The 23290-nt window shown below is 67.6% G+C and carries 25 protein-coding genes and 1 pseudogene; 13 read left to right on the plus strand and 13 right to left on the minus strand.

The window, feature by feature from the left end; genetic code table 11:
* The 6 genes from ybgC to aspS all read right to left on the minus strand — a co-directional run bounded on the left by ybgC (position 1) and on the right by aspS (position 5394).
* Entirely contained in the window at positions 1-450 is a 450-nt protein-coding gene (gene ybgC, locus OXS31_RS13960) for a tol-pal system-associated acyl-CoA thioesterase (RefSeq protein ID WP_027601708.1), read from the minus strand.
* Between the two features lie 51 nt (positions 451-501).
* Positions 502-1554 carry a Holliday junction branch migration DNA helicase RuvB gene (ruvB, locus tag OXS31_RS13965; RefSeq protein ID WP_007160334.1) on the minus strand — a complete coding sequence of 351 codons (1053 nt, stop codon included), beginning with the start codon at positions 1552-1554 and terminating at the stop codon, positions 502-504.
* Positions 1555-1558: 4 nt separating this feature from the next.
* On the minus strand, positions 1559-2161 hold the full coding sequence (ruvA, locus tag OXS31_RS13970) for a Holliday junction branch migration protein RuvA (RefSeq protein ID WP_007160335.1): 603 nt from the start codon (positions 2159-2161) through the stop codon (positions 1559-1561).
* 46 nt (positions 2162-2207) lie between these two features.
* Positions 2208-2768 (minus strand): crossover junction endodeoxyribonuclease RuvC, encoded by a 561-nt coding sequence (ruvC, locus tag OXS31_RS13975; protein WP_007160336.1) that lies wholly within the window; start codon positions 2766-2768, stop codon positions 2208-2210.
* Positions 2768-3514: a YebC/PmpR family DNA-binding transcriptional regulator gene (locus OXS31_RS13980; protein WP_007160337.1), complete on the minus strand. Its 747-nt coding sequence runs from the start codon at positions 3512-3514 to the stop codon at positions 2768-2770. Before OXS31_RS13980 ends, ruvC begins: the two co-directional genes overlap by 1 nt.
* 104 nt (positions 3515-3618) lie before the next feature.
* Positions 3619-5394, minus strand: a complete 1776-nt coding sequence (gene aspS, locus OXS31_RS13985; RefSeq protein WP_058791639.1) for an aspartate--tRNA ligase — start codon at positions 5392-5394, stop codon at positions 3619-3621.
* Between the two features lie 211 nt (positions 5395-5605).
* Between aspS and OXS31_RS13990 the strand changes: the two genes are divergently transcribed.
* The 3 genes and pseudogenes from OXS31_RS13990 to OXS31_RS13995 all read left to right on the plus strand — a co-directional run bounded on the left by OXS31_RS13990 (position 5606) and on the right by OXS31_RS13995 (position 6887).
* Positions 5606-6076, plus strand: a complete 471-nt coding sequence (locus OXS31_RS13990; protein ID WP_007160339.1) for a Dps family protein — start codon at positions 5606-5608, stop codon at positions 6074-6076.
* A gap of 166 nt (positions 6077-6242) precedes the next feature.
* Positions 6243-6551: pseudogene (locus tag OXS31_RS23455) on the plus strand (cold shock domain-containing protein membrane protein); the annotation flags it as partial.
* Between the two features lie 120 nt (positions 6552-6671).
* Complete coding sequence (locus tag OXS31_RS13995; protein WP_160923550.1) at positions 6672-6887, plus strand: cold-shock protein; 216 nt, start codon at positions 6672-6674, stop codon at positions 6885-6887.
* Between the two features lie 58 nt (positions 6888-6945).
* On the opposite strand, the gene OXS31_RS14000 is transcribed toward OXS31_RS13995, so the two are convergent.
* Positions 6946-9036, minus strand: a complete 2091-nt coding sequence (locus OXS31_RS14000) for an LTA synthase family protein (protein WP_027597950.1) — start codon at positions 9034-9036, stop codon at positions 6946-6948.
* Positions 9037-9353: 317 nt separating this feature from the next.
* Between OXS31_RS14000 and OXS31_RS14005 the strand changes: the two genes are divergently transcribed.
* Genes OXS31_RS14005 through OXS31_RS14030 form a run of 6 tightly spaced genes read left to right on the plus strand, consistent with a single transcriptional unit; the run spans position 9354 to position 15979 of the window.
* Positions 9354-10313 (plus strand): MoxR family ATPase, encoded by a 960-nt coding sequence (locus OXS31_RS14005; protein WP_007160342.1) that lies wholly within the window; start codon positions 9354-9356, stop codon positions 10311-10313.
* A 1-nt stretch (position 10314) separates the two neighbouring features.
* On the plus strand, positions 10315-11253 hold the full coding sequence (locus OXS31_RS14010; protein ID WP_007160343.1) for a DUF58 domain-containing protein: 939 nt from the start codon (positions 10315-10317) through the stop codon (positions 11251-11253).
* Positions 11250-11744 carry a DUF4381 domain-containing protein gene (locus tag OXS31_RS14015; protein WP_007160344.1) on the plus strand — a complete coding sequence of 165 codons (495 nt, stop codon included), beginning with the start codon at positions 11250-11252 and terminating at the stop codon, positions 11742-11744. Before OXS31_RS14010 ends, OXS31_RS14015 begins: the two co-directional genes overlap by 4 nt.
* Positions 11737-12735 (plus strand): VWA domain-containing protein, encoded by a 999-nt coding sequence (locus tag OXS31_RS14020; RefSeq protein WP_144953005.1) that lies wholly within the window; start codon positions 11737-11739, stop codon positions 12733-12735. Before OXS31_RS14015 ends, OXS31_RS14020 begins: the two co-directional genes overlap by 8 nt.
* The gene (locus tag OXS31_RS14025; protein WP_267399683.1) at positions 12732-14402 is read left to right on the plus strand and encodes a tetratricopeptide repeat protein; all 1671 of its coding nucleotides are present in this window, start codon (positions 12732-12734) and stop codon (positions 14400-14402) included. Before OXS31_RS14020 ends, OXS31_RS14025 begins: the two co-directional genes overlap by 4 nt.
* On the plus strand, positions 14399-15979 hold the full coding sequence (locus OXS31_RS14030) for a BatD family protein (protein ID WP_144948949.1): 1581 nt from the start codon (positions 14399-14401) through the stop codon (positions 15977-15979). Before OXS31_RS14025 ends, OXS31_RS14030 begins: the two co-directional genes overlap by 4 nt.
* Here the strand turns inward: OXS31_RS14030 and OXS31_RS14035 are convergent.
* Both OXS31_RS14035 and yedA read right to left on the minus strand, forming a co-directional pair.
* Positions 15967-16632, minus strand: a complete 666-nt coding sequence (locus tag OXS31_RS14035) for a DUF480 domain-containing protein (RefSeq protein WP_058791644.1) — start codon at positions 16630-16632, stop codon at positions 15967-15969. The genes OXS31_RS14030 and OXS31_RS14035 overlap by 13 nt on opposite strands.
* Positions 16633-16831: 199 nt before the next feature.
* Positions 16832-17737 carry a drug/metabolite exporter YedA gene (yedA, locus tag OXS31_RS14040; protein ID WP_044340904.1) on the minus strand — a complete coding sequence of 302 codons (906 nt, stop codon included), beginning with the start codon at positions 17735-17737 and terminating at the stop codon, positions 16832-16834.
* A 149-nt stretch (positions 17738-17886) separates the two neighbouring features.
* Between yedA and OXS31_RS14045 the strand changes: the two genes are divergently transcribed.
* Positions 17887-18324 (plus strand): Lrp/AsnC family transcriptional regulator, encoded by a 438-nt coding sequence (locus OXS31_RS14045; RefSeq protein WP_267399689.1) that lies wholly within the window; start codon positions 17887-17889, stop codon positions 18322-18324.
* A 60-nt stretch (positions 18325-18384) separates the two neighbouring features.
* Here OXS31_RS14045 and OXS31_RS14050 read toward each other — a convergent pair whose 3' ends face one another.
* Positions 18385-19170, minus strand: coding sequence for a DUF2076 domain-containing protein (locus OXS31_RS14050; RefSeq protein WP_042133018.1), 786 nt, complete (start codon positions 19168-19170; stop codon positions 18385-18387).
* 273 nt (positions 19171-19443) lie between these two features.
* On the opposite strand from OXS31_RS14050, the gene OXS31_RS14055 reads away from it, so the two are divergent.
* Both OXS31_RS14055 and OXS31_RS14060 read left to right on the plus strand, forming a co-directional pair.
* A complete protein-coding gene (locus OXS31_RS14055) occupies positions 19444-20010 on the plus strand; it encodes a cysteine hydrolase family protein (RefSeq protein WP_042133016.1) in 567 nt (188 codons plus the stop codon).
* 30 nt (positions 20011-20040) lie between these two features.
* The gene (locus OXS31_RS14060) at positions 20041-20685 is read left to right on the plus strand and encodes a YciC family protein (RefSeq protein WP_027597960.1); all 645 of its coding nucleotides are present in this window, start codon (positions 20041-20043) and stop codon (positions 20683-20685) included.
* A 9-nt stretch (positions 20686-20694) separates the two neighbouring features.
* On the opposite strand, the gene OXS31_RS14065 is transcribed toward OXS31_RS14060, so the two are convergent.
* A complete protein-coding gene (locus tag OXS31_RS14065) occupies positions 20695-21234 on the minus strand; it encodes a DUF2058 domain-containing protein (RefSeq protein WP_007160354.1) in 540 nt (179 codons plus the stop codon).
* Positions 21235-21404: 170 nt separating this feature from the next.
* On the opposite strand from OXS31_RS14065, the gene OXS31_RS14070 reads away from it, so the two are divergent.
* Positions 21405-22328, plus strand: a complete 924-nt coding sequence (locus tag OXS31_RS14070; RefSeq protein ID WP_115946553.1) for an aspartyl/asparaginyl beta-hydroxylase domain-containing protein — start codon at positions 21405-21407, stop codon at positions 22326-22328.
* A gap of 34 nt (positions 22329-22362) precedes the next feature.
* Here OXS31_RS14070 and OXS31_RS14075 read toward each other — a convergent pair whose 3' ends face one another.
* Together OXS31_RS14075 and OXS31_RS14080 are read right to left on the minus strand one after the other, a co-directional pair.
* On the minus strand, positions 22363-22779 hold the full coding sequence (locus tag OXS31_RS14075; RefSeq protein WP_007160356.1) for a DUF2802 domain-containing protein: 417 nt from the start codon (positions 22777-22779) through the stop codon (positions 22363-22365).
* Positions 22779-23258, minus strand: a complete 480-nt coding sequence (locus tag OXS31_RS14080; protein WP_007160357.1) for a chemotaxis protein CheW — start codon at positions 23256-23258, stop codon at positions 22779-22781. Before OXS31_RS14080 ends, OXS31_RS14075 begins: the two co-directional genes overlap by 1 nt.
* Between the last annotated feature and the right edge of the window lie 32 nt (positions 23259-23290).

The following is a 23290-nucleotide window of genomic DNA, read 5'->3' on the forward strand; positions in this document are numbered from 1 at the left end:
TTAATCTCCTGATTGAATTGACGCCGGACTTCCGGCAAGAACCGTTCGCATGGCTTCGGGCATGGCCCTCGGCCTGAAGCTGTCAGCACGCACGCAGGCGACCGTTACCCACCCTTCGCAGAGCAGGACATCGTCCTTAGCACGCCGGACCTCCTGGTGAAACCTTAGGCTGGCGCGCTTCGCTTCGACCACCTCGGCACCGATCAGCAACTCGTCATCCAGCCGCGCGGGCGCATGGTAGCGCGCTTCGCTGCTGTGGACGACGAAGAGCAGACCGTCCCGGGCGAGTTCGGACTGGGCATAGCCCAGCGCGCGCAGTCGCTCGGTGCGGGCGCGTTCCATGAACTTGAGGTAGTTGACGTAATAGACGATGCCGCCGGCATCGGTATCTTCGTAGTAGACACGACACCTGAGGACGGACGGCGACGGGCTCCGCGATTGCGCGTGCATACTCTAGAACCTAGCCTCGCCGTTGCCAATCAGAAATGTTCGCAACTGCATTTAGTTACCATTGACCTCGAACAGATCGGGCGTACCGCCCTGGGCCAGACGCGTCGGCAGGTTGAGTCCGAAGTGCAGATAGGCATGCCGGGTCACCACCCGCCCGCGCGGCGTGCGCATGATATAGCCTTGCTGGATCAAATAGGGTTCCAGCACGTCTTCGATGGTGTGACGCTCTTCGCTGATGGCCGCCGCCAGGCTGTCCACACCCACCGGACCGCCGTCGAACTTGTCGATCATGGTCAGCAGCAGCCGGCGATCCTGGTGATCGAAGCCCTGGGCATCCACGTCCAGCAGGTCGAGGGCGCGACTGGCGATGTCGTGGCTGATATGGCCCTGCCCACGCACCTCGGCGAAGTCGCGCACCCGCCGCAGCAGGCGATTGGCGATCCGCGGCGTGCCCCGTGCGCGGCGGGCGATTTCCATCGCGCCCTCGGCTTCGATGGCGAGGCCGAGGATGCCGGCGGAGCGGGTGACGATGGTGGCCAGGTCCGCGGTGCCGTAGAACTCCAGGCGCTGGACGATCCCGAAGCGGTCGCGCAGCGGATTGGTCAGCATGCCGGCACGGGTGGTCGCGCCGACCAGGGTGAAGGGCGGCAGATCCAGCTTGATGGAGCGCGCCGCCGGCCCTTCGCCGATCATGATGTCGAGCTGGTAGTCCTCCATCGCCGGATAGAGGACCTCCTCGACGATGGGCGAGAGGCGATGGATCTCGTCGATGAAGAGCACATCGCCGGCTTCCAGATTGGTCAACAGCGCGGCGAGATCGCCCGGGCGCTCCAGTACCGGACCGGAGGTGCTCTTCAGGGACACCCGCATTTCCTGGGCGATGATGTTGGCCAGGGTGGTCTTGCCCAGACCGGGCGGGCCAAAGATCAGGGTGTGGTCGAGGGCCTCGCCCCTGCCCTTGGCCGCCTGGATGAACAGGCCCATCTGGTCGCGTACCACCGGCTGACCGATGTAGTCCGCCAGCCGCACCGGGCGAATGGCGCGATCCTGGACTTCCTCGCGGTCGCGGCCACCGGCCGAGATGAGACGATCGGTTTCTATCATGGGATCAGACCATGCCCTTCAGGGCGCGACGGATGAGTTCCTCGCTGGAAAGGTCTTCCCCTTCCACGGCGGCGACGGCGCGGCTGGCTTCCTGGGGCTTGAAGCCCAGGGCGACCAGGGCGCTGACCGCGTCGGCCTCGGCGCTGGCCGCGACGGCGGCCTGGTTCGGCAGGACCAGGGGGGCGATGGCGGGCAGATTTTCCCAGGCCTTGAACCTGTCCTTGAGCTCGACCAGCAGACGCTCGGCGGTCTTCTTGCCCACCCCGGGCACCTTGACCAGGGCGGCCGTGTCCTGGGCTTGCACACAGCGAACCAATTCATCCACCTCGAGACTGGACATCAACGCCAGGGCCAGCTTGGGGCCGACACCATTGAGTCGGATCAGCTCGCGAAACAGCTCTCGCTCGCGTTTTTCCCCGAACCCATAGAGCAGGTGCGCATCTTCCCGTACCACGAGGTGGGTATGCAATGTGACGACTTCGCCCTGGGCCGGCAGCCGATAAAGGGTCGTCATGGGCACTTCGACCTCGTAGCCGACTCCGCCCACGTCGAGCAGGAGATGGGGCGGCTGCTTTTCCGCCAGGGTGCCACGTAGACGACCGATCACTGGGATACCTTCCTAACGTTGGAGCGAGATGAGAGAGCGGATGGCGCTAGAGACGCAGGCGACCGCCACGGCGGCGGGTCGCCAGCAGGCCATGGGGAACCAGGCTCTGCCGGGTGTGGGCATGGCACAGGGCGATGGCCAGGGCGTCGGAGGCGTCGATCTGGGGTTTCTCGGTCAGGCGCAGCAGGTGCATGACCATCAGCATCACCTGCTGCTTGTCCGCCCCACCGTTGCCGACCACGGCCTGCTTGACCTGACTCGCGGTGTATTCGGAAATCTCCAGACCACCTTCGGCGCCGGCGACGATGGCCGCTCCCCGAGCCTGACCCAGCTTGAGCGCCGAATCGGCGTTGCGCGCCATGAACACCTGCTCGATGCCCATGGTGACCGGCCCGTACTGGGCGATGACGTCGCGCACGCCGCGATAGACGATCTGCAGCCGCTCCGGCAACGGACCGTTACCGGTCCGGATGCAGCCGGAAGCGACGTACTCGCAGCCGCGCCCGGTGTCGCGCACCACGCCGAAGCCGGTCAGCCGCGAACCCGGGTCGATGCCCAGCACCAGGGTACCGGGCGCATCGGGCGGCAGGCGCTCGTAGAGGGACATCAGCCGAGCTGCGCCATGACATCCTCGGGGATGTCGGCGTTGGAGTAGACGTTCTGCACGTCGTCCAGGTCTTCGAGCATGTCGATCAGCTTGAGCACCTTCTGCGCGGTTTCCAGATCCAGGGTCGCGGAGGTCGAGGGGATCATGGTCACCTCGGCTTCGTCGGCCTTGTAGCCGGCGGCGGTCAGGGCTTCATTGACGGCGATGAAGTCGGCGAAGCTGGTGAAGACGTCGATGGAGCCATCGTCGTTGGCGACCACGTCGTCGGCACCCGCTTCCAGGGCGGCTTCCATCAGGGCGTCCTCGTCCAGGCCGGGGGCGTAGCTGATCTGGCCCTTGCGCTCGAACAGATAGGCCACCGAACCGTCGGTGCCCAGGTTGCCACCGCACTTGTTGAAGGCGTGGCGGACTTCGGCCGCGGTGCGGTTGCGGTTGTCGGTCATGGCCTCGACGATGATGGCGACGCCGCTCGGGGCGTAGCCTTCATAGGTCAGTTCCTCGACGTTCTCGCCTTCGCCGGCGCCCACGCCCCGGGCGATGGCCCGGTCGATGGTGTCGCGGGTCATGTTGGCGGTCAGCGCCTTGTCCACCGCCAGGCGCAGGCGGGGGTTGTCGGCCGGAACGCCGCCACCCTGGCGCGCGGCCACGGTCAGCTCACGGATGATCTTGGTGAAGATCTTGCCCTTCTTGGCATCCTGACGCTCTTTGCGATGCTTGATGTTGGCCCATTTGGAATGACCGGCCATAAGCTACTCCAATGTCTTGACGAAGACGGCGCCGCGGCGATGACCGCGGCGCACTGAAAAGGGAAACGGCGGGCACCCGTCCGGGCGCCCTCCTCCGATAAGGCTTATTCCGCCTTGGGCTGCTCGCGCAGGCGGATGTGCAGCTCGCGCAGCGCCTTGGCGTCGACGGCGCCGGGCGCCTGGGTCATGACGTCGGCGGCGCTCTGGGTCTTCGGGAAGGCGATGACTTCACGAATGGACGAGGCGCCGGTCATCAGCATCACCAGGCGATCCAGGCCGAAGGCCAGGCCGCCATGGGGTGGCGCGCCGAACTTCAGGGCGTCCAGCAGGAAGCCGAACTTCTCTTCCTGTTCCTCAGCGCTGATCCCCAGCACCTCGAACACCGCCTGCTGCATCTTCTTGTCGTGGATGCGGATGGAACCGCCGCCCAGCTCGGTGCCGTTGAGCACCATGTCGTAGGCGCGCGACAGCGCCGCACCCGGGTTGGCCTTGAGCTCGTCCGGGCCGCACTTGGGCGAGGTGAAGGGGTGGTGCATGGCGGTCAGGCTGCCATCGTCGTTTTCCTCGAACATCGGGAAGTCGACCACCCACAGCGGCGCCCACTGGCAGGTCAGCAGATTGAGGTCGTGACCGAGCTTGATGCGCAGCGCGCCCAGGGCCTCGGAAACGATCTTGGTCTTGTCCGCGCCAAAGAACACGATGTCGCCATCCACCGCGCCGACGCGGTCGAGGATGACGTTGATGTTGTCCAGGGGGATGTTCTTGACGATGGGCGACTGCAGGCCCTCGACGCCGGCGGCGCGCTCGTTGACCTTGATGTAGGCCAGCCCCTTGGCGCCGTAGATGCCGACGAACTTGGTGTAGTCGTCGATCTGCTTGCGCGGCATGCTCGCCCCGCCCGGTACGCGCAGGGCGGCGACGCGGCACTTGGGATCGTTGGCCGGACCGGCGAAGACCTTGAAGTCGACGTCCTTGAGCTGGTCTTCCACGTCCACCAGTTCCAGCGGGATGCGCAGGTCCGGCTTGTCGGAACCGAAGCGACGCATGGCCTCGGCCAGGGTCATGTGCGGAAGCGTACCGAACTCGACGTCCAAGACTTCCTTGAACAGGTTGCGCACCATGGTCTCGGTGATGTCCATGATGTCTTTTTCATCGAGGAAGCTGGTCTCGATGTCGATCTGGGTGAATTCCGGCTGGCGGTCGGCCCGCAGGTCTTCGTCGCGGAAGCACTTGGCGATCTGGTAGTAGCGATCGAAGCCGGCGACCATCAGCAACTGCTTGAACAGCTGGGGCGACTGCGGCAGCGCGAAGAAGCTGCCGGGGTGGGTGCGGCTGGGCACCAGGTAGTCGCGGGCACCCTCGGGGGTGGCCCGGGTCAGGATCGGGGTTTCCACGTCGAGGAAACCGTTCTCGTCCAGGTAGCGGCGGATGCTGGAGGTGATGCGCGAACGCAGCTTCAGCTTCTCGGCCATCTCCGGACGGCGCAGATCGATGAAGCGATAGCGCAGGCGGGTCTCTTCGCCGACATCGGTGTATTCGTTGAGCGGGAACGGCGGGGTTTCCGCCTCGTTGAGCACTTCCAGCTCGTAGCCCAGCACCTCGATGGCGCCGGAGGCCATGTTGGCGTTGCGCGCGCCTTCGGGACGCAGGCGCACCTTGCCGGTGAGCTTGACGACGTACTCGCTGCGCACGCGGTCGGCCTTGGCGAAGGTTTCGGCGCGATCCGGATCGAACACCACCTGGGCCAGGCCTTCGCGATCGCGGATGTCGAGGAAGATGACCCCGCCGTGGTCACGGCGGCGGTGGACCCAACCGCAGAGGGTGATTTCCTGGCCGTCCAGGCTCTCGTTCAACTGGCCGCAATAGTGGCTGCGCATCATGGTCGTGGTTTCGCTTCTCTAGAACAGGCTGAATGCGTGGAGGCGCCGGGCCGGCAAGACCGGGCGCTCGACTGAACGGGAGATTCTATATCATCCGTCACGATTTTACCGTAGCCGGGCACGCAGCTCGACGTGCGAACACTGGCTAAACGGCCAGCGGTTCTGTGATAGCCTCGGAGCCCTTCGCAACCGACGCACAGGAGCCGTCAGCATGGAAATCAACATCGGAATCGCCGAACAGGATCGTGCCCAGATCGCCGAGGGCCTGTCGCGCCTCCTGGCCGACACCTACACCCTGTATCTGAAGACCCATAACTTCCACTGGAACGTGACCGGGCCGATGTTCAACACCCTGCACCTGATGTTCGAGACCCAGTACACCGAGCTGGCCGTGGCGGTGGACGACATCGCCGAGCGCATCCGCGCCCTGGGCTTCCCGGCGCCGGGTACCTACGCCGCCTATGCCCGCCTGTCGAGCATCAAGGAAGAGGAAGGGGTGCCGGACGCCCAGGACATGATCCGCCTGCTGGTGCAGGGTCAGGAAGCCGTGGTGCGGACCGCGCGGGGCATCTTCCCGTTGCTGGACAAGGTCAGCGACGAGCCCACCGCCGATCTGCTGACCCAGCGCATGCAGACCCACGAGAAGACCGCCTGGATGCTGCGCAGCCTGCTCGCCGCCTAGCTCCGGCTGCCGTCGCGGGCCGCGGCCCGCGACGGTGCCACGATTGAGCGGCCCTCACCTTTTGGGTTAAATAAGGACGCGCTTTTCGCGCCGGGTCACTCCGCTGTCGGGCACCGCTCCGGCAGTTTCGGCAGACCCGTGTTCTCTATCCCAAGGTGATTTCACATTGAACACGTTATCTACTGTCCATGTCGTGGTGGGCGCTGCCGCGCTCCTGTTATCGGCAATTCCCGGACTGCAGTCCGACACCTCGTCCCTCGATCAACCCGAGTCCATCCATCTGGCCCTGCTGGGTCTTGCCACCCTCCTCTTCACGCCTTTCTCCCGCAGCCGCAGCAGCGGTGCCCAGAAACTCGCCAGCGCCCTGCTGGTGATCGCCGTGGTGGCCCAGACCTTTATCCTGCTGGCGCCCCTCGAGCAGATCGGCGGCCTGCCGGCCGAATTGCTGCCGCTGGGGCTGACCCTGGTCGCCGCCCTGGCCAGCCTGCCGGAAAAGTTTCGTGCCCCGGCGGGCAACGCCGCGGTGGCCGACAGCGAGGTTCGTCCGCGTCAGGCGGCGCGTCCCGCCCCTGCCGCCGCCGCTCCGGCCCGTCCGCTGGCCGATGACCGCGAGCGCGGCACGGTGAAGTGGTTCAACACCTCCAAGGGCTTCGGCTTCATCTCCCGCGACACCGGCGACGACATCTTCGTGCACTTCCGCGCGATCCGTGGCGAAGGTCATCGGGTGCTGATGGAAGGCCAGCGTGTTGAATTCTCGGTGATCCAGCGCGACAAGGGCCTGCAGGCCGAAGACGTGGTCATCGCGGCCTGATCGCTGCCGGCAAAAAAGAAAGGCCGCCCTCGGGCGGCCTTTTTCATGGACGACGAGACTACTGCCGCTGAGCCTCGGCGGCCTTGCTGTCGGTCATGCCGGTGGTATTACCCAGCAGGCTGGCGGTCGCGGTCTGGATGAAGGCCTCCAGGCGCTTCTGCAGCTCGGGCGCGCTGGCGTCGCCCTTGAGCACCTCGCCACCGGCCTGGGTGCCCAGGTGATAGCGATAGAGCACGGCGTCGCGGTCGCGCGGCTTGACCAGGATGCGATCGCCCGTGACCAGGGCCACGGTCTGGTCGCTGCCCGACGGCTTGATCACCGCCACGCCCGGATCGCCCTGGGGCAGACCCAGCAGATCACGGCCCCAGCACTGGTGCTGGGTCGGCTTGCCGAAGCGGGCCAGCACCGTGGGCACCACGTCGATCTGGCTACCCACGGTGTCGCGACGGGCGCCAAAGGTTTCCTGCACGCCCGGACCGATCAGCAGGAGCGGTACGTTGAAGCGCGACAGGTCCATCTCGGTGATCTGCTCGTTGTTGCCGAAGCCGTGGTCACCGACGATGACGAACAGGGTGTCCTGGTACCAGGGCTCGTTCTTGACCTTGGCGAAGAACTGACCCAGCGACCAGTCGGCGTAGCGCATGGCGGTGAGGTGTTCGTCGAGCGAGCCGTGACCGGTGACCGGGGTGACCGGCAGGTCCTTGGGCAGCGCATAGGGGGTGTGGTTGGACAGGGTCTGCAGCAGCGCATAGAAGGGCTTGCCGTCCGGCGCCTTGGCCAGCTTGTCCAGCTCCTGCACCGAGCGGTCGAACATGTCCTGGTCGGAGACGCCCCAGGTCGGATCCATGAACACCGGATTCACGAAGTCCTCGCGGCCGACGAAGCGGGTCATGCCCTGGTTGCTGAAGAAGCCGGACTGGTTGTCCCACTGGAAGTTGCCGTTGTAGACGTAGACGTCGTCGAAGCCACGAGTGCTGAGCAGTTGCGGCAGACCGGAGAACTGGTGCGCGCCCTCGGGCATGCGCATCAGGTACTCGAAGGCCGGCAGGTTGGGGAAGCAGGCCATGGTGGCGAACATGCCCTGGTGGGTATGGGTGCCGTTGGAGAAGAAGCGGGTGAACAGCGTGCCCTGCTTGGCCAGGGCGTCGAAGTTGGGGGTGATGCCGTCTTCGTTGCCGAGGGCGCCGATGTAGCGACCGGCCATGCTTTCCATGAGGATCACCACGACGTTGCGCACCTTGGGCAACTGGCCGTCGGTGGGCGGGGTGTAGATCCGGCGGATGGCGGCCTTGTCGGCGTCGATCAGCTCGTCACGCGGGGTCAGCAGCAGTTGCCGGGTCACCGCCAGGGCGTCGGCGGCCGGCATGGTGGCCTTCCAGCTGTTGTCGCGATGGTCGGAGAAGCTGTTCTCGGCGGCATTGATCAGGGTCAGGGTGCCGTTCAGACCGAGGTGGTTGGCGAACATGGAATCGGTGGTGTAGGCGTCGCCCCAGCGCAGCGGCGGCCCGGATCTCAGGGTGCCGCGGGCGGCGATGACGGCCACCACCAGGCAGAGCAGGAACACCGCGCCCCGGCGATACCAGGCGGCCGGCCGCGCCGCGGCATACCGGCGGGTGGCTCGCTCCACGCCAAAGAACACCAGGCCCAGCAGCAGGGTCGCCACCGCCCAGGCCAGGAGCAGCCGCAGCACCGGAAAGCCGTTCCAGATCATGCTGGTGACGGTGTGCAGGTCTTCCTGCATGTACTGGAACACCAGGCTGTTCAGGCGCTGGTGGAATTCGCGGTAGAAATTCAGCTCGCCGACGCCCAGCAGCAGACAGAGGCTGGCGGCCAGGGTGAACCAGCCGGCCTGCAGGCGGCGGGCGGCCATGGCTCTGGCGCTGAGCAGGCAGAGCAGCGAAGGCACGCAGATATAGACCACCAGGCGCAGGTCGAAGCGGGCGCCGTTGAAGAAGGCCTCGGCAAAGGTGGCGAAGGGCGAGTCGCCGATCAGATCGGTGTTGTAGCCCAGCAGCGCCAAGCGCAGCAGGGTGAACATGACCATCAGCGCCAGGGCGCAACCCAGCACGAAGCTGAGGTGGCTGCCCAGCGTCGGCACCGGGCGGATGCGAGCGGCGCGCGGGGTGTGGGGGACTTCCGTTTGCGACATGAAAACACCTTGTCAAAAGCAGCAGGGATTCGCGGCGCGTGGCCAGCGGCTCGGGATCGGCCACGCAGAGGCCTCGGGCGCGGTCGGCAGGCGTGGGAGTTTAACCATCCGGCGCGATCGCGCCAGTCCTGGCCTCCGCGACGTGGGCGAAGCGAGACCTCTGCCGCGCCGACCAGCGCCCAGCCTGAGCAGGAGCTCGTCAAAATTTCGTCAAGGACTGCTCTGGATGCGACGTCAGCGCAGGCATGGGCGGCAGCCGCCGCTTGCAGTAAAATCCAGCACCCTCGACCGCTCCAGCGCCGTATTCAGGATGCCCCATGGCTCACCGTGACGCTCTGCAGGTGCTTCGCACCTACCTCACCAGCCAGATCCTTGGCCAGGAAACCCTGGTGGAGCGCCTGCTCATCGCAGTGCTGGCGGACGGTCACCTGCTGGTGGAAGGCGCCCCCGGGCTGGCCAAGACCAAGGCCATCAAGGACCTGGCGGAAGGCCTGGAAGCGGATTTCCACCGCATCCAGTTCACCCCCGACCTGCTGCCGGCCGACATCACCGGCACCGAGATCTATCGTCCCGACACGGCGACCTTCTCCTTCCAGCAGGGGCCGATCTTCCACAACCTGGTGCTGGCCGACGAAATCAACCGGGCGCCGGCCAAGGTGCAATCCGCGCTGCTGGAAGCCATGGCCGAACGCCAGGTGAGCATCGGTCGCACCTCCTATGCCCTGCCCGACCTCTTCCTGGTGATGGCCACCCAGAATCCCATCGAGCAGGAAGGCACCTATCCCCTGCCCGAGGCCCAGCTCGACCGCTTCCTGATGCACGTCAAGATCGGCTACCCCGACGCCTCGGTGGAACGCCGCATCCTCGCCCAGGCCCGTGGCGAAGCCCTGGACGGCGAGACCCTGCCGACCGAGCGCGTCACCCAGGCGGCCATCAACGCGGCCCGCCGCGAGGTGCTCGGGCTGTACATGGCCGACGCCGTGGAGGAATACCTGGTCCAGCTGATCATGGCGACCCGCACCCCGGGGCGCTTCGACCAGGACCTGGCGCACTGGATCACCTACGGCGCCAGTCCGCGCGGTTCCATCGCCCTGGATCGCTGCGCCCGCGCCCACGCCTGGCTGGCCGGGCGGGATTTCGTCAGCCCGGAGGATATCCAGGCGGTGGTCTTCGATGTCCTGCGCCACCGCATCATCCTGTCCTTCGAGGCGGAAGCCGCCGGCATCGACCACGACCGGGTGGTGCAGCGCATCCTCGATCTGGTGGCCGTGGCCTGAGATGGCCGAGCGCAACGGCGTGACCCTGGGCCTGGCCGAGCTCATCGAGATGCGCCACCGGGTGGTCGAGGTGCAGCTGTTTTCCGCCGCCGGACGGCGCAGTCCGCTGATCGGCCTGCACCACTCGCGCCTGCGCGGGCGCGGCGTGGACTTCGACCAGGTGCGCGCCTACCAGCCCGGCGATGACGTGCGCGCCATCGACTGGCGCGTCACCGCCCGCACCCGCGAGCCCCATACCAAGCTGTTCCACGAAGAACGCGAGCGACCGGTCTATCTCCTGCTGGAGCAGAGTCCGCGCACCTTCTTCGGCACCCGCCAGCAATTCAAGTCAGTACTGGCCGGGCGCCTGGCCGCGCTGATCGGCTGGGCGGTGCTGGAGCACAACGACCGCATCGGCGGCATGATCTTTGGCGGCGAACGCCTGCACGAGGTACGGCCAAGGCGCAGCAAGCAGAATCTGCTGCGTTTCTTCGATCACCTGATCAACGCCAATCGGGCGCTGCAGGATCCGGCCCTGGCCCAGGTGCCGCGCATCACCTTCAACCAGGTCCTGCGCCGCGCCCGCGAGGTGCTGCGTCCCGGCAGCCTGGCCCTGGTGATCTGCGACGAGCGCAGCCTGGACGTGGCCACCGAGCAGCACCTCACGCTGCTTTCGCGGCACAGCGACCTGGTCCTGCTGCCGCTTTCCGATCCGCTGGATCACGAACTGCCCCAGGCCGGCCTGCTGCGCTTCACCAGCGGTCCGGCGGAAGTGGAACTGGACACCGACCGCGCCGACGTGCGCCAGGGCTACGCCGAGCAGGCCGCGCAGCGCCGCGAACGCTGGACCGAACTCAGCCTGCGCCTGGGCATTCCGCTGCTGCCGCTGTCCACGGCGGACGACCTGGTCGAGCAGTTGCGGCACCTCCTACGCCAGCACCGTCCGGGGTACACCTCGTGACCCCCGGCCTGCCGAATCTGGAGCCGCTGCGGTTGCCGCCGGAGCCGACCCTCTGGCCACCGGCGCCGGGCTGGTGGCTGTTGCTGCTGGTAGTGGTGGCGCTGGGCTTCTTTCTGCGCCATCGCCATGGCCGGCGGCCGCTGGTCAGCGCGCCCCTCGCCGAGGCGACCACCGAAGAGGATCTGCGCACCACCGCCCTGGCCGAACTGGCCCGCCTGCCGCGCCCCTATGGCGCGCCGGCCGGACCCTGGTTGCAGGCGCTCAACGCCCTGCTCAAGCGCCTCTGCCGCGCCAGCTATCCGGATCAGCTCAGCCAGACCCTGAGCGGCCGCGACTGGCTGGCCTTTCTCGATTCGCGCTGTCCGGCGGCCGGCCTGACGCGCTACATGATCCTGGTCGACGGCGGCTATCGCCCGGATTGCCGGCTGGATGACCGCGCCATCGATGGCCTGCAGGATGCCGTCGCCACCTGGATCCGCAAGCATGTTTGAATTCGCCTGGCCCTGGTTGTGGCTGCTGCTGCCGCTGCCCTGGGCGCTGCGCGTGCTCCTGCCGGCGGCCGACAGCGGCCAGGCCGCCCTGCGGGTGGAATTCCTCGCTGAACTCGAACACCTGGGTGGGCGCACCCGCCACACCGGCGGCCTGAGCGGCGCCCGCCGTCTGCTGCCCTTTCTGCTGGGCTGGCTGCTGATCCTGGCCGCCGCGGCGCGTCCGCAGTGGGTGGGGCCACCCCAGCCGCTGGACGTGAGCGGGCGCGATCTGTTGCTGGCGGTGGATGTCTCCGGCTCGATGGACACCCCGGACATGCAACTGGGCGACGAGAACGTCAGCCGCCTGAGCCTGGTCAAGCAACTGCTCGGCCGCTTCATCGACAGTCGCCAGGGCGATCGCGTCGGCCTGATCCTGTTCGGTTCCCAGGCCTATCTGCAGGCACCGCTGACCGCCGACCGGCGCACCGTGCATGCGCTCCTGGAAGAAGCCCAGATCGGCCTGGCCGGGCGCAACACCGCGGTGGGCGACGCCGTGGGCCTGGCGGTCAAGCACCTGCGCAAGCGCCCGGACAACAGTCGCACCCTGATCCTGGTCACCGACGGCGCCAGCAACGGCGGCGTGGTGACGCCCGAGGTGGCGGCCAGCCTGGCGGCCAGCGAGCGGGTCCGCGTCTATACCCTGGGCATCGGCGCCGATCCGGACACCCTGGGCGCCGGCGCGACGCCCAGCGATCTCGACGAACCCATGCTGCGCCACCTCGCCGAGGTCACCAACGGCGCCTATTTCCGGGTGAGATCCAGTACCGAGCTGGCCGCCGTGTCACGCCAGCTCGATCGTCTCGAACCCATCCGCCAGCAACCGGACCAGGCCCGCCCCACCCGCGAACTCTATGCCTGGCCGCTGGCCGGGGCACTGCTGCTCGGCTTGGCCTTGGCGCTCAGCCGCCTGCCGTGGCCGACACGCTGGCAGCGTGGAGGCAAGGCCCGATGAGCGACTGGCTGCCGCTGCTCCTGCGTCCCTGGTGGCTGCTGGCCCTGGTGCCGGTCGCCCTGGTGATCGGCTCGCTGCGTCGGCGCCGGCATCGCCACGGGCGCTGGCAGGCGCTGCTGCCCCCGGCGCTGCAACCCTGGCTGCTCAGCGACAGCGATCGCCAGCGCTCGCCCCTCGGGCTGGTGCTGCTGGGGCTGGCCGGGGTGCTGGCCTGTCTGGCCCTGGCCGGTCCCAGCTGGCAGCAGGGCGAAGCGCAGAACTTTCGGCGCAACGATCCGCTGGTGGTGGTCTTGGCGCTGACGCCCGATCTGCTCGCCACCGACGTCACCCCCAATCGCCTGCTGGCCGTGCAGCGCAAGCTGCAGGACCTGCTCAAGGCGCGCCAGGACGGCGAGACCGCCATCGTCGTCTATGCCGGCAGCGCCCATACCCTGGTGCCCCTGACCGACGACCTGCCGACCATGGACAACCTGCTCAAGGCGTTGCGGCCGTCGATCATGCCGGTGCCCGGCCAGCGCGCCGACCTGGGTATCGCCCAGGCCCTGGAGCTGCTCGGTCCGGCGCCCAGTGCCAGCGCCCGGCTACTGCTCATCGCCAGCGACCTGGACGACCGCGAGCGGCTGGGCCTCGAGCGCCAGCTGCAGGGTCGGCTGCGCCAGCTGGCGATCCTCGGCCCGGGTACGCCCCAGGGCGCCCCGGTGGCCGCCGAGACCGGCAACTACCTGAGCGACGCCGCCGGCGGCATCCGCATCGCCCGCCTGGCCGAAGGCCGCCTGCAGGACGTCGCCCGCGAGCTGGGTGGCCGCTATCAGCGCCTGCAACGCGATGACAGCGACCTGCGTCGCCTCGGTCTGCTGGAGCGACCCGACGATGTGCGGGCCAGCGAGGGTCAGGGACCTTCCGACTGGCGCGACCAGGGTTACCTGCTGCTCCTGCCCCTGCTGGTCCTGGTCGCCTGTGGCGCACGCCGCGGCTGGCTGCTGTGCCTGCCCTTCTGCCTCTTGCTGACGCCGCCCCCGGCGCAGGCTGGCAGCTGGGACGATCTCTGGCTGCGCCGCGACCAGCAGGCCCTGCAGCTGCTGGCCGACGACCAGGCTGGCGCGGCCGCCGACCTCTTTACCGACGAGCGCTGGCGCGGCGTGGCGCTCTATCGCGCCGGCGACTTCAGCGGCGCCGCCGCGGCCTTCGCCCGGGATCCCTCGGCGGACGGCCACTACAATCGCGGCAATGCCCTGGCCATGGCCGGACGCCTGGACGAGGCCCTGCGCGCCTACCGGGCGGCGCTGGTGCTGCGTCCGGATCTGACCCCCGCCCTGCGCAATCGCAACCGCCTCGAACGACTGCTCGCCCAGCGTGCCGCGGCCCAGGCCGAGGCCGCCGCCCGCAGTCGCCAGGCCCAGAGCGCCAGTCAGAGCAGCGCCCAGGCGGACGAGCCGGCCAGCAGTACCCCGCCGTCCACCGCGGCCGCTGCGGCCAGCCCGCAGCAGCAGACCCAGGCCGGCGCGGACTGGCTCGTCAGTCCGTCCTACGCCGAAGATCCCCTGGCGGAGGAACAGCGTCAGGCCGCCGAACAGTGGCTGCGCGAGATTCCCGACAACCCGGCCGAGCTGCTGCGCCGCAAGTTCTGGTACCAGCAACAACAACGCGAGGAGAACGCGCTGCAATGAAGGCCTATCCCTTGCTGCTGCCCCTCGCGCTGCTCGCGCCCCTGGTGCAGGCGGCGGACCTCAGCGCCCGCCTGGAGCGCACTCAGCTCAGCCAGAACGAGACGCTCGAACTCATTCTCGAAACCACCGATCCAGCGCAGTTCGGCAAGCCCGATCTCGGCCCGCTGGAGCAGGACTTCCGGGTGCTCGGGGTCCGCCAGAACAGCCTGCCGCCCGGCGAGCGGGTGACCACCCGCTGGAACGTCACCCTGCAACCCAAGGCCAGCGGTGCCCTGACCATTCCCGCCCTGACCCTCGACGGCGCCCGCAGCCAGCCGCTGACCGTCACCGTGGAGGCCAGCGCCGCCAAACGCCAGGCCCGTGAGCCGGTCTATCTGGAAGCCTCGGTGGAGCGCACCCGGCTCTATGTGCAGGCGGAAACCATCCTGACCATTCGCCTCTACCACGCCGTGGCGCTCTATGACGATCATGTGCTCACCCCGCCCAATCCCAGCGAGGCGCGGGTGGATCTGCTCGGTACGCCGCAGGTCTACGAACGTGACGTCGAGGGCGTACGCCATGGCGTGATCGAGTGGCGCTACGCCATCCATCCGTTGCAGAGCGGCACCCTGGTATTGCCGCCCCAGACCTTCAGCGCCACCCTGGCCGGCGGTCTCGACGACAGCTCCAGGGCCGGCCAGCCGATCCAGCTGCGCACGCCGGCCCTGACCCTCGAAGTCCTGCCACAGCCCGCCAGCTATCCGCCACAGACGCCCTGGGTGCCGGCGCGCAACCTGACCCTGACGCAGCAATGGAATCCCGCCCCGGCAGAGGCCCGCGAAGGCAGTGCCCTGACCCGCACCCTGCAGGTGCGTGCCGAAGGCCTGGCGCCTGGCCAGCTGCCCCCACTGGTGCTGCCCGAGACCGAGGGGGTGAAGCGCTATGCCGAACAGCCGCGGCTGTCCATGCAGACCCAGGCGCGTGGGCTGGTCGGGCAACGCGAAGAGCGTGTCGCCCTGATTCCCACCTCCACGGGGGACAAGGTCCTGCCGCCGGTGGAGGTGGTCTGGTGGAACACCGAGACCGACACCCTCGAACGCGCCACCCTGCCCGCCCAGACCCTGGTGGTCGCCGAGGATCCGACGCTGCAGCCGGTGGCGACCGCCGCGGCCAAGATAAGCGGCAATGACCGCGGCCTCTGGCGCTGGCAGCTGGCCACGGCCTTTTTCGCCCTGACCACCCTGCTCGGCTTCGGCCTCTGGTGGCGCGCCCGCCGGCAGCCGGCGGTCCTGCCGACGGTGCCCGATCTCGACAGCCGCCTGCAGCGCGAAGAGCTGCGCCGCGCCTGTCAGAGCAACGACCCCCACGCGACCCGCCACGCCCTGGACGCCTGGGCACGACAGCAGCCGGAGACCCTGGCGGCCATGGGCGCGCGCTTCGAACCCCTGGCCGCGGCCCTTGATGACCTCAACGGCGCGCTCTACAGCGAAGCCGGTCAGCGCTGGCAGGGCGAGACGCTGTGGCAGGCGATCAATGCCCTGCCGCCGCTGACGCCCGCGGCCGTGCACGACACCCTGCCGCCGCTCTATCCGCGCTGAGCGCCTTCCTCCAGGCGCGCCAGCCGCTCTTCGAGCGCGGCGAGCCGGGCTTCCAGCGCCTCCAGCCGTCCTTCTCGCCCACCCGCGGACGCACTGGCTTCGGCGGCGCTACCCAGTTGCGCGACCTGGGCATCGCGTTCCGCGGCGTTGCCGAACAGATGCAGATAGCGCTCTTCGCGCTGGCCGGGTTGCCGCCCCAGACCGGTGGCCAGGCCACGGGCGATCAGCCGCTCCAGGTGGTGACGCACCTGCTCGGTGTCGTCGAAGGCATGCATCCGGCCGCTGCGGGCCAGCAATTCCCCCAGGGTCTGGGGTCCGCGCAGGAACAGCAGCGCGCAGAGCACCGACTGGGGTGGCGGAAGCTCCAGGGCCTTGTCCAGCCGCTGTTCCCAGCGATCCGCCCGACTACCCATCACCAGGCGCGCCAGACCGCGTTCTTCCAGGCGCCGCAGCCCCTGTCCCACCTCGCCCGGGGTCAGATTGAGCACCGGCTCGCGACTGGTCTTCTGGTTGCAGGCCAGCACCAGCGCATTGAGGGTCAGGGGATAGCTTTCCGGCGTGGTCAGCTGCTTTTCGATGAGGCTGCCGAGAACGCGGATCTCGTTGGCCTCCAGCGGCTCTTCGGCAAAGGCGGGGGTGACTGCTTGGCTCATGGCGGACTCCGCTTGGATGACGCGCCAGCCTAGCCTGCCCTCCGAGCCTGTTCAACGTCTCGCGAGCTAGAGCCAAGCAAGGCGAAAATGGCTGAGGAAGCGGAGTTTACGAGCGGTAAATGAGCATTCCGACGGGGCTGGCCTTCCAGGCCATTTTCAACGCAGTTTGGCCGACGCGCAGCAGACTTTGATCAGGCTCTCAGCGCCGTCGCCACTGCGGCAGCCCAATCAGCACCACGGCGCCGACGATGACCAGCATGGCCAGCATCTCCGCCGGCCCGATCCGTTCACCGACGAACAGGGTGCCCAGCAGCACCGCCACCACCGGATTGACGTAGGCATAGCTGGTAGCGGCCGCCGGTCGTACCCGCCCCAGCAGATAGAGATAGGCGCTGAAGGCGATCAGGGAGCCGAACACCACCAGATAGCCCAAGGCCAGCCAGCCGCCCAGAGCCGGCCAGTGCTGCAGGCGCTCACCGCTGAGGTAGCTGGCGCCGAGCAGCGCCGCACCGGCCACCAGCATCTCCACGGCGCTGGCCATGGCTCCCCGTGGCAACGGCAGGTAGCGACTCCAGATCGAGCCGAAGGCCCAGGCCGCCGCGGCGAGCAGGATCACCGCCGCACCCAGGGGCGTGGCGCTCATGGTATCGCCCAGGTTGAGCAGGGCTATCCCCACCAGACCCAGGGCGATGCCGGCCCATTCCAGCAGGGTATTGCGCTGTCCCCAGAGCAGGCCGAACAGCAGGGTGAACAGCGGCACCGTGGCGATCGACAAGGCCGCGATGCCGGAGGTCACGCCCCAGTGCTCGGCGAGGGTCACGCCGCCGTTGCCGATACCCAGCAGCAGGATGCCGATCACCGCGGCCGCGGCGGTCTCGCGCGCCGTCGGCCAGGGGGTTCCGCGCAGGCGCAGCCAGCCCAGCAGCAGGCTTCCGGCGATCAGGAACCTCAGCCCCGCCATCAGCAGCGGTGGCCAGTGGGCCACGCCGATGCGGATCACCAGATAGGTGGAACCCCAGACCACATAGAGCGCGAAAAAGGCCGCCAGCAGGGGCAGCCAGCGAGGTAGGCGCGGCGCGAGGCAGGGCGAGGCGGAGGTGTCCATGCGCGAGGGATTCCTGAGGGGTCAGGCAGCCATTGTAGGAGCGCACGCCGGGACGGCTAAGATACAGTCAGGGGATAAAGGGCCGATCAGGCTTTGATTCAGCAGACTTTAGGAGCAAAGACCTTCGATTCGAAGGCAGGGGAACGGACATGGACCATATCGATCGCCGTCTCATCGACCTGCTGCTGGTGGAGGGCCGCGCCAGCTACGCGGACCTGGGTCGCCGGCTGGGACTCTCCGCGCCAGCCATCGCCGAGCGCATCGCCAAGCTGGAAGACGCCGGGATCATCACCGGCTATGGCGCCCGTATCGATCGCCGCGCCCTGGGCTATGGCACCGAATGCCTGATCTCCCTGCGCCTGCACAGCACCAGTCAGGGCCCGGTATTGAAGAAGCTGGAGGCCCTGCCCCAGCTGCTCGCCTGCCACCGGGTCACGGGTGAAGACTGCCTGATGCTGCGCGTCGCCGTACGCGACATGGGTAAACTGGAGAGCCTCATCGATCAGCTGAACCAGTTCGGCATGAGCCGTACCGTGGTGGTGCTGTCGACGCCCTTCGAGCGCCCCCTGCCGCTCCTGCCCGGCTGACGGCACGCAGAAAAAAGCCCCGGCGCCTCGCGGCACCAGGGCTGGCGGAGCGACGCCCCGTCAGATGAAGGAGTCGTCGTCGCCACTGTCGTCGAAGAAGCCGCCACCGCCGCCGGTATCGCCATAGTCGGCAGCGTCCTGGAAGCCCCCGTTATCCTGATAGCCACCGGCGTCCTGGAATCCGCCGCCATTGTCGTAGCTGGCGTTGTCCGCCCAGCCTCCCTGGGAGCCGGCATCGGCCAGGCCCTGGTCGGCAGCCGGGGTCTCATTGATGACGTTGACGATCTCCTCGGGTTGCGAATGGTGGAACAGGCCCGAAATCGCCTGAGCCGCCAGCACGCCACCGGCTACCCCGGCCGCCGTCTGCAGCGCACCGCCCATGAAACCGCCCATGCGCGAGGGCGCTGCCTGGGGTGCGCCATAGCCGGGATTGGGCTGGGCATACCCTGGATTGGGCTGGGCATACCCCGGATTGGCGGGCCGCGACGCCGCCGGACCCGGATCATTCCAGCCACGCGACGGCGCCGCGTTGGCCGCTGCCTGACCGCCCGCTGGCTGGCTGCTACCGCCACCGAAGAGGCTGGACAGGAAGCCACCGCTGCTCGGGCGATTCTGCTGGACCTGGGCCATCTGGCTTTCCAGTTCGCGGACGCGCTGGTCCAGCCGCTTGATGGCGGCTTCCTGGATCAGCATCGCCTGGGCCATGTAGTAGGGTGCCGCGGGCTGCTCGCGCAGGCGCTGCTGGATCAGCGCCTCGGCTTCCCGGTCACGGGGCGCGGTCTGGGCTTCCGTGGTCTTGAGACGGTCGAACAGACCTTCGATCAGCTGGCTTTCTTCGCGTTGCATGATGACCCTCCCGCAGACGGTCTACTGGCGGCCTTCCCCGAGGAACGGCCTGGATGTCGAAAGGCGCAAGGCTGCGCACTGTTATGCCAGATAAAGGCGCAGCGGTTGCTTTTCAAGTTGCGTTCGCAAGGCATTCAGCACAGGTTCAGCCAGAGGCCACTGGCGCCCTTCCCATCTGAAGAGCGGCCCTGCCAGGGAGTTCCGGGTGGCGTCCAGGACTGGACAACCGGCCGGCGCTGCGGGAGTCTGAGTCTTTGCCCGCGAGGCCTGCGCATGCCGCCCCTGCTCATCCTGATCGACCAGCAACAGGGCATCCGCGCCCCGCACCTGGGCCCACGCAACCACCCCGAAGCCGAGCAGCGCCTGGCCGAGCTGCTGGCGGCCTGGCGCCAGGCCCACGCGCCCCTGCTGCATGTCCGGCACCTGTCGCGCGATCCGCGTTCGGTGTTCTGGCCAGGGCAGCCCGGCGTGGAATTCCAGCCGGCCCTGGCGCCCCTGCCCGGCGAGCCGGTGTTCGACAAGCAGGTCCCGGACGCCTTCGCCAACAGCGGGCTGGAGCGCTGGCTGCATCAGCGCGGCATCGCGTCGCTGCTGATCTGCGGCGTGGCCAGCGAGAATTCGGTGGAGTCCACGGCCCGCAGCGCCGGCAATCTGGACTTCACCACCTGGGTCGCCGAAGACGCCTGCTACACCTTCGCCAAGACCGACTTCGCCGGGCGGCCCCGCAGTGCCGAGGAGGTCCATGCGATGGCCATGGCCAACCTGCACGGCGAGTACGCCACCGTCACCTCCACCGCGGCCATGCTCGAACGCCTGCGAGCGAGCGGGTCGCCCTGCTAGACTGCCCCCCTGCCCGTCTGGAAGCGTTGCATGAACCCTGTCGATATCCTGCGCGACTCGCTGTCCTTCTTTGCCCGCAATCTGCGCCCCCTGGCCGTCCTCACCCTGCCCTGGCTGCTGCTCGAAGCCCTGCTGCGCTATCAGGTGCTGGAGCGCTTCGGCGCCAACGGCGGCCTGTGGGACATGCTGGTCAGTCTGCTCTGCTATCCGCTCTACACCGCCGCACTGCTGATCTTTCTGGAGGCGCGCACCCAGGGCAACACCCCGCGCCTGAGCGGCGTATGGGGCGCCGCCCTGCTGCTCTGGCCGCGCTTCGCCGTCCTCGCCGCCGTGACCTCGGGGCTGGTGATGCTGGGATTTTCGCTGTTGATCGTGCCGGGCTTTCTGATCATGGCCAAGCTGGCCTTTGCCGAGAACCTGCTGGTCCTGGAGGGACGGGCGCCGCTGGACGCCCTGCGCGGCAGCTTCCGGCTGAGCCGCGGGCATTTCTTCACCCTGCTGGCGTGCATCCTGGCCACGGTCCTGCCGGCCTGGCTGCTCGACGCCTGGATCACCCGGCATTTCGCCGAGGCCGCGGTGCCGGAGATCGTGCTGCAGACCCTGTCGGGCTTCCTGCAGCTGATCCCCAGCATCGCCGTCTACCGCATCTACATGCTGGTCAGGCAGAAGGCCTGACCAGGCCACTCACCACATCAGGTCGTCCGGCACCTGGTAGGCGGCGTAGGGATCGTCCGGATCAGGCTCGCCGCTCTGCACGTTGAGCAGCACCACCCGCTTGGGATCGCGCTCCTGGATGCGTTCGGCGGTAGCCCGGGGCACCACCTCGTAGCGGCCTTCGTAGCGCACGATGGCCAGACTGCCCTTGCTGAGCTTGTCTCTCATCATGACGTTGACCGACAGGCGCTTGACCTTCTTGTCGTCGACGAAGTTGTAGTAGTCCTCGGTGGTCAGCTTGGGCAGGCGGCTGGTTTCGATCAGCTGCTTGATCTGCGCCTGCTCGGCCTTGCGCTTCTTCTTCTCTTCCTGAGCGCGATTGAGCTCCTGGTCCTTGGCCAGTTTTTCCGCCTGGGCCTGCTGGACGGCCAACTCCTGGGAGCGATCCTTTTCCGCCTGCCCGCGATGCTCCATGCGGTTCTGCTTCTGCTTCTGCTTGACGGCCTGCTTGGCCTGCTTTTCATTGACCAATCCGGCTTTCAGCAGCTGGTCGCGTAGGGACATGCTCATCGATACGACTCGTCTAGATCATCCAAGGGGGCGCAGCTCGGAAGCGGCCGCGCGCCAGGGTGTCCATCCTGCGCAGCCGACGAACCGAGTGCAAGCCTTTCTCTGGGGTGAAATAATGCGGTCATGACCTATCCGCCCCTGGTTCGGGCGCTGCCGATCACAATTCGCCCATGATTACCTTAGCGATCGTCCTGCTCTTCGTCGCCAGCGTGCTTTTCGTTCACCTTCGCGGACGCGCTCGCCTGCCCTTCCTGCGTCAGCTGGTCAACCACTCGGCGGTGTTCGCGCCGTACAACGCCCTGATGTACCTGTTCTCCAGCGTGCCGTCCAAGCCCTATCTGGATCGCAGCCGCTTTCCCGAGCTGGATGTGCTCAAGGACAACTGGCAGGAGATTCGCGTCGAGGCCCTGCGGCTGTTCGACGAGGGCTACATCCGCGCGGCGGAAAAGGACAATGATGCCGGCTTCGGTTCCTTCTTCAAGAAGGGCTGGAAGCGCTTCTACCTGACCTGGTACGGCGAGCCGCTGCCCTCCGCCCAGACCCTCTGCCCGCGCACCGTGGAGCTGGTGCGGCAGATCCCCAACGTCAAGGGCGCCATGTTCGCGCTGCTGCCGGGCGGCAGCCACCTGAATCCCCATCGCGATCCCTTCGGCGGCTCGCTGCGCTACCACCTGGGTCTGGCCACGCCCAACTCGGATGCCTGCCGCATCTATGTCGACGGCCAGCCCTATGCCTGGCGCGACGGCGAGGACGTGATGTTCGACGAGACCTATGTGCACTGGGTGAAGAACGAGACCGACCAGACCCGGGTCATCCTCTTCTGCGACGTCGAGCGGCCGCTGCGCAATCGCCTGCTGACCCGCGTCAACCAGGCGGTCAGCCGCTTCCTGGGCAGCGCCACGGCGCCGCAGAACGTCGAAGGCGAACGCGTCGGCGGCATCAACCAGGCCTATGCCTTCAGCAAGAGATTCGGGGATCGTATCGGTGGCGGCGTGAAGAAATTCAAGCGGCGCCATCCCAAGGCCTATCGCATTGCCAAGCCAGTGCTGGCGGTGCTGGTGGTGATCGCGCTCTACCACTGGATCGTCAGCTGAGGCGGCGATCCCGCGCAGGCGGCGTCAGCGGCTCCTAGCCGGAACGCTGCTGGCGCTGTCGGTGTAGCCGGGCCACCAGCTCGGCTTCGGCCTGGGACAGACCACAGGCCTGGGTGAGATCGTCGGCGCTGGCGCCCAGTCCCACCAGGCGCGCAGCCTGGGAAAACGACAGACTGGTGGGGTCGCTCTGCTCGATCTGGGTCAACCGATCGGGCAAGGGCGCCACCACCTTGGCCAGTCCCTGCACCTGTTCACCCATGCGTACCTGCCCGGCCTGGTAGGTTTCCAGGCGCTTGAGCAGGATCTGCATGCGCTTGTCGACCAGGGCCTCCCGCTCGGCCAGCTTGGCCGCCTGCTGCTGCTGGCGTTGCCAGAGCAGCCAGCAGCAACCGCCAAGGCCGGCACAGGCCAGCCCCAGGGCGACGCTGAGCAGGATCAGCCCGACGAGCATCAGATGCTTTCCAGCTCCGACCACTCTTCTTCGGTCATCAGCTTGTCGAGCTCGACCAGGATCAGCAGCTCGCCGTTCTTGTTGCACACACCCTGGATGAACTTGGCGGATTCGTCATTGCCGACGTTCGGTGCGGTCTCGATCTCCGACTGCCGCAGGTAGACCACCTCGGCCACGCTGTCGACCAGGATGCCAACGACCTGCTTGTCGGCCTCGATGATGACGATACGGGTGTTGTCGGTGACCTCGGTGGGTAGCAGACCGAAGCGCTGACGGGTGTCGATCACCGTCACCACGTTGCCACGCAGGTTGATGATGCCCAGCACATAGCTCGGCGCACCCGGGACCGGAGCGATTTCGGTGTAGCGCAGGACTTCCTGGACCTGCATCACGTTGATGCCGTAGGTCTCGTTATCCAGGCGGAAGGTGACCCATTGCAGGACCGGATCTTCGGAACCCTGTGCGGACGTTTTTTTCATGTTCCCTAGCCTCGTCAAATACCGCACGTGCG

Origin of the sequence: Pseudomonas sp. GM_Psu_1 (assembly GCF_026544185.1) — a bacterium.
GTDB lineage: Bacteria > Pseudomonadota > Gammaproteobacteria > Pseudomonadales > Pseudomonadaceae > Chryseomonas > Chryseomonas oryzihabitans.